The 16,453-nt window shown below is 59.9% G+C and carries 10 protein-coding genes; 7 read left to right on the top strand and 3 right to left on the bottom strand.

The window, feature by feature from the left end; all coding sequences use genetic code 11:
- Positions 1–70: 70 nt before the first annotated feature.
- The 7 genes from purL to EQV97_RS18740 all read left to right on the top strand — a co-directional run bounded on the left by purL (position 71) and on the right by EQV97_RS18740 (position 13,130).
- Positions 71–3,967: a phosphoribosylformylglycinamidine synthase gene (gene purL, locus EQV97_RS18770; RefSeq protein ID WP_225569514.1), complete on the top strand. Its 3,897-nt coding sequence runs from the start codon at positions 71–73 to the stop codon at positions 3,965–3,967.
- A 5-nt stretch (positions 3,968–3,972) separates the two neighbouring features.
- The gene (locus tag EQV97_RS18765; RefSeq protein WP_122838828.1) at positions 3,973–4,284 is read left to right on the top strand and encodes a YqfO family protein; all 312 of its coding nucleotides are present in this window, start codon (positions 3,973–3,975) and stop codon (positions 4,282–4,284) included.
- Positions 4,285–4,625: 341 nt separating this feature from the next.
- Complete coding sequence (gene tssI / locus EQV97_RS18760) at positions 4,626–7,187, top strand: type VI secretion system Vgr family protein (RefSeq protein WP_240889490.1); 2,562 nt, start codon at positions 4,626–4,628, stop codon at positions 7,185–7,187.
- Positions 7,184–9,214: a DUF3274 domain-containing protein gene (locus EQV97_RS18755; protein WP_240889488.1), complete on the top strand. Its 2,031-nt coding sequence runs from the start codon at positions 7,184–7,186 to the stop codon at positions 9,212–9,214. The genes tssI and EQV97_RS18755 overlap by 4 nt, the downstream gene beginning before the upstream one ends.
- Positions 9,211–10,887 carry a DUF2875 family protein gene (locus EQV97_RS18750; RefSeq protein WP_240889486.1) on the top strand — a complete coding sequence of 559 codons (1,677 nt, stop codon included), beginning with the start codon at positions 9,211–9,213 and terminating at the stop codon, positions 10,885–10,887. Before EQV97_RS18755 ends, EQV97_RS18750 begins: the two co-directional genes overlap by 4 nt.
- A 300-nt stretch (positions 10,888–11,187) precedes the next feature.
- Complete coding sequence (locus EQV97_RS18745; RefSeq protein ID WP_240889484.1) at positions 11,188–12,864, top strand: DUF2875 family protein; 1,677 nt, start codon at positions 11,188–11,190, stop codon at positions 12,862–12,864.
- Complete coding sequence (locus EQV97_RS18740) at positions 12,861–13,130, top strand: PAAR domain-containing protein (protein ID WP_240889482.1); 270 nt, start codon at positions 12,861–12,863, stop codon at positions 13,128–13,130. The genes EQV97_RS18745 and EQV97_RS18740 overlap by 4 nt, the downstream gene beginning before the upstream one ends.
- Positions 13,131–13,145: 15 nt before the next feature.
- Here EQV97_RS18740 and EQV97_RS18735 read toward each other — a convergent pair whose 3' ends face one another.
- The 3 genes from EQV97_RS18735 to EQV97_RS18725 all read right to left on the bottom strand — a co-directional run bounded on the left by EQV97_RS18735 (position 13,146) and on the right by EQV97_RS18725 (position 16,383).
- Positions 13,146–13,967, bottom strand: coding sequence for a peptidoglycan DD-metalloendopeptidase family protein (locus EQV97_RS18735; RefSeq protein WP_122840708.1), 822 nt, complete (start codon positions 13,965–13,967; stop codon positions 13,146–13,148).
- A 3-nt stretch (positions 13,968–13,970) separates the two neighbouring features.
- Complete coding sequence (xseA, locus tag EQV97_RS18730; RefSeq protein WP_122840722.1) at positions 13,971–15,350, bottom strand: exodeoxyribonuclease VII large subunit; 1,380 nt, start codon at positions 15,348–15,350, stop codon at positions 13,971–13,973.
- Between the two features lie 109 nt (positions 15,351–15,459).
- Complete coding sequence (locus EQV97_RS18725) at positions 15,460–16,383, bottom strand: LysR family transcriptional regulator (RefSeq protein ID WP_240889480.1); 924 nt, start codon at positions 16,381–16,383, stop codon at positions 15,460–15,462.
- Positions 16,384–16,453: the final 70 nt, after the last annotated feature.

Genomic DNA, 16,453 nt, shown 5'->3' with positions numbered 1-16,453 from the left:
TGATGTCGCGGGCGGTTTAGGCTAGAATGCACGGCCTCAAAGCACACCCCTTCCCGAGGCTGTCCCGAAGATGTTGATCCTGCGCGGCGCTCCTGCCCTTTCTGCCTTTCGCCACAGCAAACTCCTTGAGCAACTTTGCCGATGCGTCCCGGCTGTCAGCGGCTTGTATGCTGAATTCGCTCACTTCGCCGAAGTTACCGGCGTCCTGACCGGCGACGAACAGCAGGTGCTCGCGCGCCTTCTGAAGTACGGCCCAACTGTCCCAGTACAGGAGCCGACCGGTCGTCTGTTCCTGGTGTTGCCACGTTTCGGCACCATCTCGCCCTGGTCCAGCAAAGCCAGCGACATCGCTCGCAACTGCGGCCTGGGCAAGATCCAGCGCCTTGAGCGCGGCATCGCCTTCTATGTCGCCGGCCAGTTCAGCGAAACTGAAGCGCAGCTTATCTCGGACGCCTTGCACGACCGTATGACCCAGATCGTCCTGGCCAACCTGGAGCAGGCCGCAGGTCTGTTCAGCCACGCCGAGCCCAAGCCCCTGACCGCGATCGACGTGTTGGGCGGCGGCCGCGCCGCGCTGGAAAAAGCCAACACCGAGCTGGGCCTGGCCCTGGCCGAAGACGAGATCGACTACCTGGTCAACGCTTTCGTCGGCTTGAAGCGCAACCCACACGACATCGAACTAATGATGTTCGCCCAGGCCAACTCCGAGCACTGCCGTCACAAGATCTTCAACGCCAGTTGGGACATCGACGGTCAGAGCCAGGAAAAAAGCCTGTTCGGCATGATCAAGAACACCTACCAGATGCACAGCGAAGGCGTCCTCTCTGCATACAAGGACAACGCCTCGGTGATCGTCGGTAACGTCGCCGGTCGTTTCTTCCCGGACCCTGAAACCCGCCAGTACGGCGCGGTGCAGGAGCCGGTGCACATCCTGATGAAGGTGGAAACCCACAACCATCCGACCGCGATCGCCCCGTTCCCGGGCGCATCCACCGGTTCCGGTGGCGAGATCCGCGACGAAGGCGCTACCGGTCGCGGCGCCAAGCCAAAGGCTGGCCTCACTGGTTTCACCGTGTCGAACCTGCAGATCCCGGGCTTCGAACAGCCTTGGGAAGTGCCGTACGGCAAGCCTGAGCGCATCGTTACCGCGCTGGACATCATGATCGAAGGCCCACTGGGTGGCGCCGCGTTCAACAACGAATTCGGCCGTCCCGCCCTGACCGGCTACTTCCGTACCTTCGAACAGTCGATCACCACTCCCCGTGGCGACGAGGTTCGCGGTTACCACAAGCCGATCATGCTGGCCGGCGGCATGGGTAACATCCGTGCCGAACACGTACAGAAAGGCGAGATCATTGTCGGCTCCAAGCTGATCGTCCTCGGTGGCCCGGCCATGTTGATCGGCCTGGGCGGCGGGGCGGCTTCGTCCATGGCCACCGGCACCAGCTCGGCTGACCTGGACTTTGCATCCGTACAGCGCGAAAACCCGGAAATGGAACGTCGCTGCCAGGAAGTCATCGACCGTTGCTGGCAGTTGGGTGACAAGAACCCGATCAGCTTCATCCATGACGTCGGCGCCGGCGGCCTGTCCAACGCTTTCCCGGAACTGGTCAACGACGGCAACCGTGGCGGTCGCTTCGAACTGCGCAACATTCCAAACGACGAGCCGGGCATGGCCCCGCACGAAATCTGGAGTAACGAATCCCAGGAACGTTACGTCCTGGCGGTTGGCCCTGCGGACTTCGAACGCTTCCAGGCGATCTGCGAACGCGAGCGTTGCCCGTTTGCCGTCGTCGGCGAAGCCACTGCCGAGCCGCAACTGACCGTCACCGACAGTCACTTCGGCAACAACCCGGTGGACATGCCACTCGAAGTGCTGCTGGGCAAGGCTCCGCGCATGCACCGCTCGGCTGTTCGTGAAAGCGAACTGGGCGATGACTTCGATCCGTCGACGCTCGAGATTGCCGACTGCGTTGAACGCGTCCTGCATCACCCGGCCGTCGCCAGCAAAAGCTTCCTGATCACCATCGGCGACCGCACCATCACCGGCCTCGTGGCCCGTGACCAGATGGTCGGCCCGTGGCAGGTTCCAGTGGCCGACGTTGCCGTCACCGCCACCAGCTTCGACGTCTACACCGGTGAAGCCATGGCCATGGGCGAGCGTACTCCGCTGGCTCTGCTGGACGCTCCGGCGTCGGGCCGCATGGCCATTGGTGAGACCCTGACCAACATCGCCGCTTCGCGCATCAACAAGATCTCCGACATCAAGCTGTCGGCGAACTGGATGTCCGCGGCCGGTCACCCGGGTGAAGACGCACGTCTGTACGACACGGTGAAAGCGGTTGGCATGGAACTGTGCCCGGACCTGGGTATCACCATCCCGGTGGGCAAGGACTCCATGTCCATGGCCACCCGCTGGAACGATAACGGCGAAGACAAGACCGTCACCTCGCCGATGTCCCTGATCGTGACCGGTTTCGCGCCAGTGGCTGACATCCGTCAGACCCTGACTCCGGAACTGCGCATGGACAAGGGCACCACCGACCTGATCCTGATCGACCTGGGCCGTGGCCAGAACCGCATGGGCGCCTCGATCCTGGCCCAGGTTCACGGCAAGCTCGGTAAACAAGCGCCGGACGTCGACGATGCCGAAGACCTGAAAGCCTTCTTCGCAGTGATCCAGGGCCTCAACGCCGATGGTCACCTGCTGGCTTACCACGACCGTTCCGACGGTGGCCTGCTGACCAGCGTGGTGGAAATGGCGTTTGCCGGTCACTGCGGCCTGAGCCTGAACCTCGACGGCCTGGCAGAGACTTCCGCCGACATCGCCGCGATCCTGTTCAACGAAGAACTGGGCGCCGTGATCCAGGTGCGCCAGGACGCCACCCCGGATATCCTCGCGCAGTTCAGTGCCGCAGGCCTGGGCGAGTGCGTCTCGGTGGTTGGTCAGCCAATGAACAATGGCCAGATCAACATCACCTTCAACGGCGAAACCGTATTCGAAGGTCAGCGTCGTCTGCTGCAACGTCAGTGGGCCGAGACCAGCTACCAGATCCAGCGCCTGCGCGACAACGCCGACTGCGCCGAGCAAGAGTTCGACGTGCTGCTGGAAGAAGACAATCCGGGCCTGAGCGTCAAGCTGAGCTTCGACATCAACCAGGACGTCGCTGCGCCTTACATCAAGAAAGGCATTCGTCCACAGGTTGCCGTATTGCGCGAGCAGGGCGTCAACGGTCAGGTGGAAATGGCGGCGGCATTTGATCGCGCCGGCTTTAACGCGATCGACGTGCACATGAGTGACATCCTGGCCGGCCGTGTCGACCTGAACGAGTTCAAGGGCCTGGTAGCCTGCGGCGGTTTCTCCTACGGCGATGTACTGGGTGCCGGCGAAGGCTGGGCCAAGTCCGCGCTGTTCAACAGCCGTGCTCGCGATGCGTTCCAGGGCTTCTTCGAACGCAACGACAGCTTCACCCTCGGTGTGTGCAACGGTTGCCAGATGATGTCCAACCTGCACGAGCTGATCCCGGGCAGCGAGTTCTGGCCGCACTTCGTGCGCAACCGTTCCGAGCAGTTCGAAGCACGCGTGGCGATGGTTCAGGTCCAGGAATCGAACTCGATCTTCCTTCAGGGCATGGCCGGTTCGCGCATGCCGATCGCCATCGCCCACGGTGAAGGCCATGCCGAGTTCGCCAGCGAAGAGGCGTTGCTGGAAGCCGATCTGTCGGGTTGCGTGGCGATGCGTTTCGTCGACAACCACGGCAAGGTCACCGAGAAGTATCCGGCCAACCCGAACGGCTCGCCGCGCGGCATCACCGGGCTGACCAGCCGTGACGGTCGCGTGACCATCATGATGCCGCACCCTGAGCGTGTATTCCGCGCTGTGCAGAACTCGTGGCGCTCGGAAGACTGGAACGAAGACGCGCCGTGGATGCGCATGTTCCGCAACGCTCGTGTGTGGGTGAACTAAGCCTCATGTTCAAGCTCGCCTTTTTCGTTCCGGCCAGCCACGTCGATGGGGTCAAGAGTGCTGTGTTCGCTGCCGGTGGCGGTCGAATCGGTGCCTATGACCACTGTTCGTGGCAGGTCCTGGGCCAGGGCCAGTTCCGCCCGCTGGACGGCAGTCAGCCGTTCATTGGCGAGGCTGGCGAGGTCGAGCAGGTCGAGGAATGGAAAGTCGAGCTGGTCGTGGCGGATGAGCTGATCGTGGCTGTGGTGGCCGCGTTGAAGCTCAGTCACCCGTATGAGACACCGGCTTACGAGGTGTGGCGGCTGGAGGATTATTAATCTCTGGCTGCTGAGACAGGAAACCCGCTGGGCCAGTTTGGTCGGCGGGTTTTTTGTTGCCTGTAAGCTCGCGTCTGACGTGTGCTTCGCAGGGTTCCTACAGGGTTCCTACAGGGTTCCTGGGTTTGAATACCTGAGTGACCGACCCCATGAAGCCTGATCAAAAACCCTTCAATCAGCCATTGCAGTGTGTGATGCCATTATTCGTTTATCCCCTTTTCCCCATATAAAAAAAGAAGCGTCCTACATACATCTAGTTTCGATTAGCGGCCTAATTTGCGTGCTCGTGTTTCCAAGGAAATACAACAAACCAAGCACCCAAAGCCCAGGCCGCAGGAAACTTGTTAATGGAACTAGCAAAAATATTCTCGCCGCAGAATCGGCGTCTGATCAAATTCACAACGGCCACGGATGGCGCGCAGGAATTGCTGTTGGAGCGCTATTCGGGCCGGGAGGGATTGTCCACCCTGTTCGGTTTTGAGTTAGCGCTGATCAGCCAGGATGCGCAACTTCCACTCAAGACCCTCATCGGCCAGCCCGCGTTACTGGACATCGAACTGGCCAGCGGTGGCTCTCGTTATATTCATGGCTGCATCAGTCGCTTCAGCTTGCAACGCAGTGATGGGGGGCTGGCGCATTACTGCGCAACATTAAGCCCCTGGCTGTGGATGCTCTCGCGACGTTTCGATTCGCGGATATTTCAAGAGCAGACGATTGAGGACGTGCTTCGCCATGTTTTTGCCGCTTATGGTGCGCTCCCCAACTTTGCGTTTCGTCTGGAGCTACCGCTCAAGACCCACAGCTACCTCACACAATATCGCGAAAGTGACCTGGATTTCGTCCTGCGCCTGCTGGAGCGCGAGGGCTGGTTCTTCTATTTCGATCACTCGAAAGAAGGGCATGAGCTGATCATCACCGACCACTCCAGTGACCTGCAGCCGCTCGTGCAGCAACCGCAGATCCGCTACCACAGTGCGTCGGTCACCGAGATCGCCGACTCCATTACCCAGTGGAGCAGCAACCGGATTCTGCAGTCTGGGCGCATGGCCATCCAGACATTCGACTACCGGCAACCCCGCAACCCGCTGCCCGTCAGCATGCCCAGCCTGAACGAGCAAGGTGATGTGCCTGCCTATGAAATCTACGATTTCCCCGGTCATTACAGCCACCCTCTGCCCGAGGGGGGCGAGACCCTGGTCCGGCATCGACTCGAAGCCCTGGAGGTGCAGGGCAAGACATTCCACGGCGTCAGCAACTGTCGGGCAATGCTGCCCGGATGCACCTTCGAACTGACCGGCCATTTCGATCACGACCGTGATACCCCGGTCGATCGACACTTCCTGTTGCTGGCGGTCGAACACAGTGGCTGCAACAATTACTTGTCGCAGCAACCGGCACAGTACCTCAATCGTTGCGTCTGCATTCGCCGCAAAATTCCCTATCGCGCGCCGATGACCATTGCTCGCCCGACCATTGCAGGGGCTCTTACCGCGATCGTAATCGGCCCCGAAGGTGAGGAAGTCTTCACCGATGAGCAGGCACGCGTGCAGGTGCGCTTCCATTGGCAACGCAACCAGGACCCGGCGCAATGCACCACCTGGCTGCGAGTCGCAATGCCCAGTGCCGGTGCCGGTTTTGGCCATCAGTTTTTGCCGCGCATCGGCCAGGAAGTACTGGTGACCTTTCTGGGCGGTGACATTGACCGGCCCCTGGTGACCTCGGTGCTGTACAACGCCGATCATCGTCCCCCGCGCTTCAGTAACGCCATGGGGTTGCCGGGTAATCGAACGCTGTCGGGCATCCAGACCCAGGAACACAAGGGCAACGGCTTCAACGAGCTGCTGTTTGATGATACCCCCGGCGCTTTGCGTGCCCGCCTGGGCACGACCCACCACGCCACTGCGCTGAACCTAGGCAAACTCACCACGCCCAGAACTGATGGACGAGCCCAGCCCCGTGGCAATGGCGCCGAGCTTCGCACCGACGCCGCCATTGCCCTGCGGGCGGCACAAGGCATGTTGTTGACCACCTACGCCCGCCACGACGCGCAGGGTTCGCAGCTGGACCGCGAGGAACTGCTGAAACTGCTGGCCGAGTGTGGCGAGTTGTTCCAGGCGCTGGGCCAGACCGCCGCGTCCCGTGGCAGCCAGCAGATCGATAGCCAGGGCATGGAAGCGTTGCGCCAGTCGTTGAGCCAATGGCCTGCACCAGAGAGCGACAGCGCGGGCGAACCCTTGTTTGCCGTGGCGGCCGAAGCCGGCATCACCAGCGCCACCCCGCGTTCCCAAGTGCATTACGCCGGTGAAAATCACGACACCACGGCCCAGGACCACCTGCATTTGACCAGCGGCGCGGCCATGCACCTGAACGCGGGAAACGGCATCAGCGCCTTTGCCCAGGATGCCGGCATCAGTGCCATCGCCAACCGCGGGAAGGTGCTGGTCCAGGCGCAGGAGGATGACATCACGCTGAACGCGCAGAAGAACCTGCGGCTGTCGGCCACTCAAGGCGAAGTGGTTATCAGCGGGCCGATCATCCGCCTGGTGGCCGATGACGGCAGCTACATCAGGATCGGTGGCGGCATCGAAATGGGCACGAACGACAAAGTCCTGGTGCACGCCAGTGACCACGACTGGCTCGGGCCGAAAACCGACAGTGTTTCCGTCCCGTCTTTCACCCGGGATCCCGCCGCGCAACGCCTGGCCTTTCACTACCCAAGCCACGCTGGCGACAGCTCGCTAATGGCGGCTGACCACGCCTACCAGATCGAAGTGGGGGATGGCAGCGTGGTGCAGGGGCTGACGGATGCAGCGGGATTGACCGAGCGGGTAGAGCGGGAGGTCATGCATCGCGGCAAGGTGAAGGCGACTCGTAACACTGACTCCGGTGGAGAGCGCAAATGACCGACTCAAAGGTTCATACGGTAGCGCGGGCTTCCTTTCGGTTGATCCCCAACTGCACCACCGAGCGCACGTTGGAGGTGCCCGCCGATTTGCCCGGTGTGGTGATTTTCCTGCACGGGGTCAACGACCCGGGAGCGGCATACGAGTCGGTGGAAACGGGGTTGTGTCAGGGGGTAAATGAACGGCTGGATCGACCGGATCTCAGGGCAGGGCGGTATGGAGCCGATTACAGTCAGGCGCAAGCCGTGCCGCCCGAGCAGCTCGAAGATGAGCATAAAACCGTCCTCGACGATCCTGATACCTACCTCTACCAGCGGGACACCGCAAACCCCAAAACCCGCAGCGTGTTGATCCCGTTTTATTGGGGCTACAGAGCCGAACCCTCGGCAATCAAGCGCGACGACAAGGGTGATCCCGCCAGGCTGCGAAATCAGTTCCAGGACAAATTTCATAACCGCCTGGACCGCCACTTCGCCAAGGGCGGTGGTTTCTTTGCCAACGCCACCAACAATTTGCTGGATATGTACAAGGAAGGTTTTGCCGACAGGGTGCGCATTCTCGTGCAACCGGCCATGGACAATCCTTTGTACATGGGCAAGGGACCGCATCGGCGCTATTTTGTGTTAGCCGCAACCCGCCTAGCGATGCTGGTCAGTGAAATTCGCCGCGTCTCTCCCAATGAAACCATCACCATCATGGGCCATAGCCAGGGCACGCTGATTACCTTGCTCGCCCAAGCCATGCTGGTCGACCGTGGTGAACGCTGCGCGGACTGCGTGATCATGGTGGCCTCGCCTTATTCAGTGTTGCCAGGTACGACTCCGGAGGATTCAAAAACCCTCCAGGTCCTGATAGACATCGTGCAACACATCACTCAGTACCCCCATGCGCACCCGCCTCTGAATTCAGTGCGTTGTGGGGTGCCGGGGTATGGCGGACGCACCGGACCGCGCTGGTCACCCGAGCAAGGTCAGCGCCTGGGTGCCGACGGTAAAATCGTGGTGTTTCCCGAGCGCGACAATCGCGGCAAGGTGTATCTGTACTTCTGCCCGGACGACACCACCGTAGCCCTGGACGACGTGCAAGGCATCGGCACGTATGGCGTACCGGACGAGTTACCCGATGGCACCCCCGCCATGAATGCATTGCAGTCCGTGCGCTTTTACCAGCGCCTGTGGACCAGGCGCCTGCGCGATGGCCAGCCGGTTCTGGTGGGTAAGGCTGCGCAACAGGAAAGCATTCGAGCCAAGGGCGAACCGCGCTATCCAGGTGGGTGGTCGGCCGCGGCCGTTGCTACGCGGGCGCCCATCCAGCAAGGTCAGGAGCGCAACGTCAATGCCGAGCAACTGCACCCTCCTCACGCGCCGCAAATGTTCGGTGGCGAAGCGCTGACTGGCTCCGCTGACAAGGCCGGCATGGACCGTCCCGATGCCGTGTCGCAAAACGCCGCCTTGGGCAATCCCAGCGCCGCCTTCCAATGGAAATTTGTGCAGAACCTTTCCGATCGTCTTGATGTGGAAGTCGTGCGCGAGCGCTGGAACAAGGGCAGGGAGCCGGACGACCAAACCCAGACTTTCCGCCGAACCGCGGTGTCCGGGATCGCGCTGATCGGCACCACGAATCACTACCGGTATGAACGTGAGGAAACGCCAAACGAAATCCGTGCGCGCATGGAGGTTGATACCAAGGAGTGGAGTGAAAACAGCTATCACTCGGCGGTGTTGCGCAGTCCGGAGAATCATCGCTGGGTCACTGCGATGGATATCGCGATAGGGCAGGCGAAGTGTCTGGATGATCCTGATATGCGGGAAGTGTTGGTGGCGATTGCGGATTGGAAAATTACGAAAAAGCGACTCGAGAAAATATTAGCGATGAAGGGCTGGTCGCGACTTGGGGCTGATGCCCAAGCATTGGTTACGGCCAGTTGCGCTTATTACCAAGAGGGCGAATTTCCTTCAAGCGACCTGGTGTCGTTGAGCGTGCCACCACTGGTCAGCGCGTTGTCGAAAAAAGGAGATGACCAATGAGAGATCGCTCACGCGACATACGGCAACGACCGAGGCTTAAGGGTTACTTGTGGTTAGCGGGAATACTACTGACTGTTTGGATAGGCTTTTTGCTGATCATTATCTACAAAGCGCATGCCGATAACAGGGAACTGATCGATATGGAAGCTGTAATGCGATGGGGAGTTGCAAGCATTCTTGGCGTCTTGGTCTTGGCCTACACCGCTCACTGGTGGGGCAAATCGGTAGCCTATGAAAAAGCCGAACTAGCAGCCTATAAGTCAAAAGTAATGTCTGACATTGCCGAGCGAAGTGCTGCTCACGAGCGCACGTATTCACTGGAGATCAGAGGAGTTGGGCTGGCAGTCCAAGGATGGCATCAATCATCCGTTTGGCGAAAAATTGGAGAGAAAGCCGATAACTTTGCTTCCATTTACTCGAGAAATCCCTCTGACTACAGGGCTTCATTAACGTCCAGATTAAACACCAGTGAGATCGCCACCCGCGCTGCATTCAAATATTCCGCCGGCGAGTCTGTCGCCTATTGGCCAATACCAGTTTTCGCCATAGCTCCGCCCAAACAGCCTGAAAACGTGGGAGCTGCGGCAAATATTCTGGACGGGCGCAACGCAGCGACCTTGGGGGTTACACTCTTTCTGTGGCAGGATGCAGACAATACAACCCACGCCCAGAACATGATCGGTCGCTTGTTCGAGTTCTTCGATGACAACCCATCGGTGCCGCAAGCGCTGATTGTGAGCGAGGACGGAGATATCACTCGAGACAGCTATCGAGTAGTTGGCACGCCAGGATTGCAGCAGATACAAGTCGTGCCGACAATATATACAAGCGCGACGGGCCTGTTGGTCACGCGTTCGGACCGCGTAGACCGATACATCCGTCCTTTTGCCACGCAAGAATCGGAAGACAATCAAAACAAAGATACCGATATGGGCAAGCTGTGGGCTTTTTACTGGAAGCAATCGCCGCTATTCAGAAAAGTTTATGAAGATGCCAAACGCGCCGAGGGGATCAAGAATCCCTACGGCCCCGGCACCATGTCCTCAGCTTTTTGGCATTCCCAACTCCCTGCTCTCTGGAAAACCCTGAGCAACCAGGGCCCCGGCTACTTCGAACCCTCCCCATGGTTACCGGTACGCTGGGCCAACCATCAAGTCAAAGAGTTCGACAAGGCTCCCGTCCTTGGTTACCTGCACCGCCCGATCAAAGTCCCCATGCGAGACGAAACCGGCAAACTACTCAAGCCCGCGCTCCAGGCCAAAGCCCTCCAGACAGGCTGGCAACAGGCCCTGGAAACCCTGCCGGAAGGCGACAAGCCCGTACGGGTTTTCTACGACAGCACCGACAACATCAAAGGTGAAATCGCCCTCACCAACGCACTGCACGGGCTAAACACCGATGGACACGGCCTTGAGGTGGGCAACGTCGAAGAGGGCTACGACATCGGCCGCCGCCTGGGCAACACCGGCGTCAGCAGCGCCCTGGTCGAAATCAACCTGGCGACCATTGCCAGCTACAAGGACGGCGGCGTCAGCGCGGTGGTTTACACCGGGGACGACGATAGCGTCACCGTACAAATGGTCCGCCCACCGGACGTAGCCCGCAAAGCGAAAAACGAGCAAACCCACGGCGTCGACCCCTTCGTCTTCCGCATGCCGGGGCCGAGATCATGACTCACCCATCTGCCTTGGCGGTCCGACCAGCAACGTAGGCAAAGTCGTGTCCTGCAAGCGTTCGAACACTCCAATGCCAAGACACCCGCAGTGTTAGACGATTGCGGATTGGAAAGTTACAAAAAAGCGATTCATTGAAGTTGAAAAGATGAATGGGTGGACGCGCCTTGGTGTCGCGGCCCAAGCATTGGTTAAGGCCAGTTGCGTTTACTACGAAGAGGGCGAATTTTCTTCACCCGACCTGGTGTCGTTGAGCGCGCCAGCACTGGTCAACGCTTTCGCGAAAAGATGAGATGACCAATGAGAGATCGCTCACGCGAAATACGGCAACGACCGAGGCTTAAGGGTTACTTGTGGTTAGCGGGAATACTGCTGACTGTTTGGATAGGTTTTTTGCTGATCATTATCTACAAAGCGCATGCCGATAACAGGGAGCTGATCGATATGGAAGCTGTAATGCGATGGGGAGTTGCAAGCATTCTTGGAGTGCTGGTCTTGGCCTACACCGCTCACTGGTGGAGCAAATCGGTAGTCTATGAAAAGGCCGAACTCGCGGCCTTTAAGGCAAAGGTAGTGTTTGACACTGCCGAGCCAAGTGCTGCTCAGGAGCGCACTTATTCACTGGAAATCAGAGGCGTGGGGCTGGCTGTTCAGGGATGGCATCAATCATCCGTGTGGCGAAAAATTGGAGAGAAGGCCGATAACTTCGCCTCCATTTACTCGAGAAGTCCCAGTGACTACAGGGCTTCGTTAACGTCCAGATCAAACACTAGTGAGATCGCTACTCGCGCGGCGTTTAAATATTCCGCCAGCGAGTCTGTCGCCTATTGGCCAATACCGGTTTTTGCCATAGCTCCGCCCAAACAGCCCGAAGACGTGGGGGCTGCAGCAAATATTCTGGATGGGCGCAACGCAGCGACCTTGGGGGTCACACTTTTTCTGTGGCAGGACGCGGACAATACAACCCACGCCCAGAACATGATCGATCGTTTGTTCAAGTTCTTTGATGACAATCCCACGGTTCCGCAAGCGCTGCTGGTGAGTGAGGATGGTGATATCACTCGCGACGGTTATCGGGTGGCGGGTACGCCAGGATTGCAGCAAATACAGGTCGTGCCGACTGTGTTTACAAGTGCGACTGGTCTTTTGGTCACGCGTTCGGATCGGATAGATCGTTACATCCGTCCATTTGCTTCGCAAGATTCGGAAGACAACCAAAATAAAAACACCGACATGGGAAAACTGTGGGCGTTTTATTGGGATCGCGATGACGCGTTTACCGATTGGTACAAATACATTCAACTCTCAGAGGGAATCAAGACCCATTACGGCCCCGGCACCATGTCATCAGCTTATTGTCATTCCCAACTCCCCAAACTCTGGAAAACCCTGAGCAACCAGGGCCCCGGCTACTTCGAACCTTCCCCATGGTTACCGGTACGCTGGGCCAACCATCAAGTCAAAGAGTTCGACAAGGCTCCCGTCCTTGGTTACCTGCACCGCCCGATCAAAGTCCCCATGCGAGACGAAACCGGCAAACTACTCAAGCCCGCGCTCCAGGCCAAAGCCCTCCAGGCCGGCTGGCTACAGGCCGTGGACACCCTGCCGGAAGGCGACAAACCCGTACGGGTTTTTTACGACAGCACCGACAACATCAAAGGTGAAATCGCCCTCACCAACGCACTGCACGGGCTAAACACCGATGGACACGGCCTTGAGGTGGGCAACGTCGAAGAGGGTTACGACATCGGTCGCCGCCTGGGCAACACAGGCGTCAGCAGCGCCCTGGTCGAAATCAACCTGGCGACCATTGCCAGCTACAAGGACGGCGGCGTCAGCGCGGTGGTTTACACCGGGGACGACGATAGCGTCACCGTACAAATGGTCCGCCCACCGGACGTAGCCCGCAAAGCGAAAAACGAGCAAACCCACGGCGTCGACCCCTTCGTCTTCCGCATGCCGGGGCCGAGATCATGACTCATCCCATCTGCCTCGGCGACTCGACCAGCAGCGGGGGCACTGTCGTATCTTGCCGGCTTTCGAACACTCATCGGCTCAATGGCAAGACACCCACAGTGTTAGGTGACAAGGCCACCTGCCCATTACATCTGGGCGTTTTCACTTTTGTAGAAGGTCATCCGCGCAGGCGCATGAATGGCATACCCGTGGTGCTGGAAGGTCATCTCCTTTCCTGCGGCTGCCATGGTGTGGCGAACAATGCGTTGAACGTGGGGGTGATTTGAGTCGGACCACTTCAGCTAGGGCTGAAACGCCCCGATGAAAATCGCCGGGTCCACCCGCGCATCATTCAGGCTCACATTCCAGTGCATGTGCGGGCCGGTGGCGCGGCCGGTGGCGCCGACTTTGCCGACTACGCCGCCGCGAGGCATTTGCTGGCCGACTTTCACGTCGATTTTCGACATGTGGCAGAACATGCTGATAAAGCCCTGGCCGTGGTCGACGAACACCGTGTTGCCGTTGAAGAAGTAGTTGCCGATCAGGATCACCTTGCCGGCGGCGGGGGTCTTGATCGGGGTGCCGGCGGGTACGGCGAAGTCCAGGCCGGAGTGGGCGTTGCGTTCCTCGCCGTTGAAGAAGCGGCGCACGCCGAACTTGCTGGAAAGGGGGCCGTTGACCGGTTTGTCCAGCAGCAGGTTGCTCGGGGTGTTCGGGCTGAAGGTGCGGTAGGCCTTGATCTGCTCGGCCAGCTCACCCTCAATGCGCTTGAGGTTGGCGGGGTTCGGGTTGACCTGCTGGGTGTTTTTCAGGGTGATGTGCTGTTCCGGGTACTTCTTGTTGCCAACGGTGAACGCCAGGTTGCGCCCGCCGCTGCTGACTTGCTGGGGGCCAGGCTTGACCGTCAGCGGCACGCCGACAATGGCCAGCCAGTTGTTCTGTTCCTTTACCACCAGCACCGGCTTGCCTTGATAGCTGGCCTTGGGTGGTTGCGCAGAGGTGCCCAGGTCCACCACCGCCACGCCGCCCGGCACCGGTTTGTTGAGCAAGCGAGTGATGTAGCTGTCGGCGTGGGCGTTGAAGGTCAGGCACAACAAAAACAGCGAGGCGAGAATGCGCGGCATGGATCAATCCAGTAAAGAAAGGGTGACGGGCGTCAGGTGATTGTCTTCGACCCTGACTTGCAGCTCGCCTTCGCCCAGCCTGGCTTTGAGACGCTGGCCGGTGTGGGTCTGGGCGGCATTACGAATCGCATGGCCGCGCTCATCCAGCAGAATGCTGTAGCCGCGACCCAAGGTTGCCAGGGGGCTGACCACGTGCAGCGTTTGCATCTGGTTTTGCAGCTGCATGCGCCGGTCCTTGAGTCCTTCGCGCATGGCCCTGGGCAGGCGCTCCGCGAGACTGTCGAGGCGCTGGCGCAGCATCGCCAATTGGCGCCCGGGATGCTGGCCGGCGAGGCGGGTTTCCAGGCGGATCAAACGTTCGCGCCGGGTGTTGAGGCTGCGCTCGAAGGCCCGGCGCATGCGCATGTCCAGGTCGTCAAGGCGTTGCGCTTGCTGACGCAGGCGCTCACCGGGATGACGCAGGCGCCGGGACATGCCCTCCAGGCGCAGACGATCGCGCATCAGGCGATCGCGAATGCGCATCACCAGGCGCCGATGCAGGCTTTCGACACGGCGCACCAGGTCGCTGGAGTCCGGCGCCAGTAACTCCGCAGCCGCCGAAGGGGTAGGGGCGCGTACGTCGGCGACGAAGTCACTGATCGACACATCGGTCTCGTGACCGACCGCGCTGACAATCGGCGTCACGCAGGCGTCCACGGCGCGGGCCACGGCTTCTTCGTTGAAACACCAGAGGTCTTCCAGCGAGCCGCCACCACGGGCCAGGATCAACGCGTCAAAGCCTCGGGCATCCGCCAGCTTCAGTGCCCTGACAATCTGGGCCGTGGCTTCGCGACCTTGCACGGCCGTGGGGATCAACGTCAGTTGAACTTGCGGAGCACGGCGGCGGAACACGCTGATGATGTCGCGAATCACCGCCCCCGTCGGCGAACTGATGATGCCGATGCGTTGCGGATGCGCCGGCAGCGCCACTTTGCGTTCGGCACTGAACAGGCCTTCAGCGCTGAGTTTTTCCTTCAGCGCATCGAACGCCAACCGCAGCGCTCCGTCACCGGCCGGCTCCACGGTGTCGAGGATCAGTTGGTAATCACCACGGCCCTCGAAAAGCGAAACCTTGCCGCGCACCTTCACCGCCAGGCCATCCTTCAGCGCCTGGCGGACCCGGGCGGCGTTTTGCCGAAACAGTGCACAACGCACCTGGGCGCCGCTGTCCTTGAGGGTGAAATACACATGGCCGGACGCCGGGCGGGCGAGGTTGGAAATTTCGCCTTCGACCCAGATGTTGCTGAACACGTCTTCCAGCAACACCCGCGCGCGGCCGTTGAGCTGGCTGACAGTCAGGACTTCACGGTCCAGGCCGAGTCTTGCAAAGGGATCTTTAATCATGGGGCGCATGATAAAGGCAATCTCCTGCGCAATGCACGATCCCCGTAGGAGCTGCCGCAGGCTGCGATCTCTTGATTTTGAAAAATCCCGGTCTCGCCGAAAATCCAGATCAAAAAATCGCAGCCTGCGGCAGCTCCTGCAGGGTGCCGTTGAAATGCTGGAGGAAGCGTTGAACCAGCGGAGCAGGCCTCTGCCGGCACGCGAGTGCGACGGTGCTCTGGCAATCCGGATCCGTCAGCTGCAGGAAGTGGATGTCCGGCGGTGCAATGTCTTGCATTGATTCGGGCAGCAGCGCGATGCCAAATCCGGCCTGGATAAGCTGCAGTTGCGTGGTTTTGCGCGACACCACCCGCGCGGCCTTGGGAAAGAACCCCTGGCGCATGCACAACTCGGCCGACAGGTAACTCAGCCCGCCACGTTGAGGATGAGGAATGGAAATGAAGGCTTCATCTTTCAGCCGCGCCAGGTCGACACCGCGGGCAAAGTTATCCACAGCCAGAGGATGATTCGGTGGAACCGCCAGCAGCAACCGCTCGCTGTACAAAGGGATCACCTGCACCCCGTCGCGCTGACGCAACACCGGCAGGCGCAACAGGCCGACGTCCAGTTGCCCCTCGGCCAGGGCTTCCAGTTGTTCCTCGGACGATAACTTGACGATGTCCATCGAAACCCCGGCGTGGCTGTCCAGGTAGTCACCTACGCCGCGCAACAGGCGTCCACTCATGGGCACGGTGCTGGAGTGACTCAGGCGCAAGGTCCCGAGATGGCCGTTTCCAACCTGGGTCGCCATTTCACTGGCCTTGGACAGTTCGTTCAGCAGGCTACGGGCGCGGGGCAGGAACGCATGCCCGGCGGCAGTCAGACGTGGCTGGCGCGCCGTGCGTTCGAACAACGGGGTTTGCAGGCGGGTTTCCATCGCCTTCATCTGCCTGCTCAGGGCTGACTGCGCGATAAACAGGCGCTCGGCGGCGGCACTGAAGCTGCCGCACTCGGCGATTTCCACGAAGTAACGCAGTTGGCGAGTCGAAAGCACCAGGTATGCCTTTTTCAGATGGGTGATTGGCTTTGAAGATATTAGTCGCAAGGCTGCACGCTGGCTAAAG

Origin of the sequence: Pseudomonas sp. TMW22090 (assembly GCF_022496665.1) — a bacterium.
Classification (GTDB): Bacteria; Pseudomonadota; Gammaproteobacteria; order Pseudomonadales; family Pseudomonadaceae; genus Aquipseudomonas; species Aquipseudomonas gregormendelii.
This window is presented reverse-complemented; position numbering and strand designations above follow the sequence as displayed.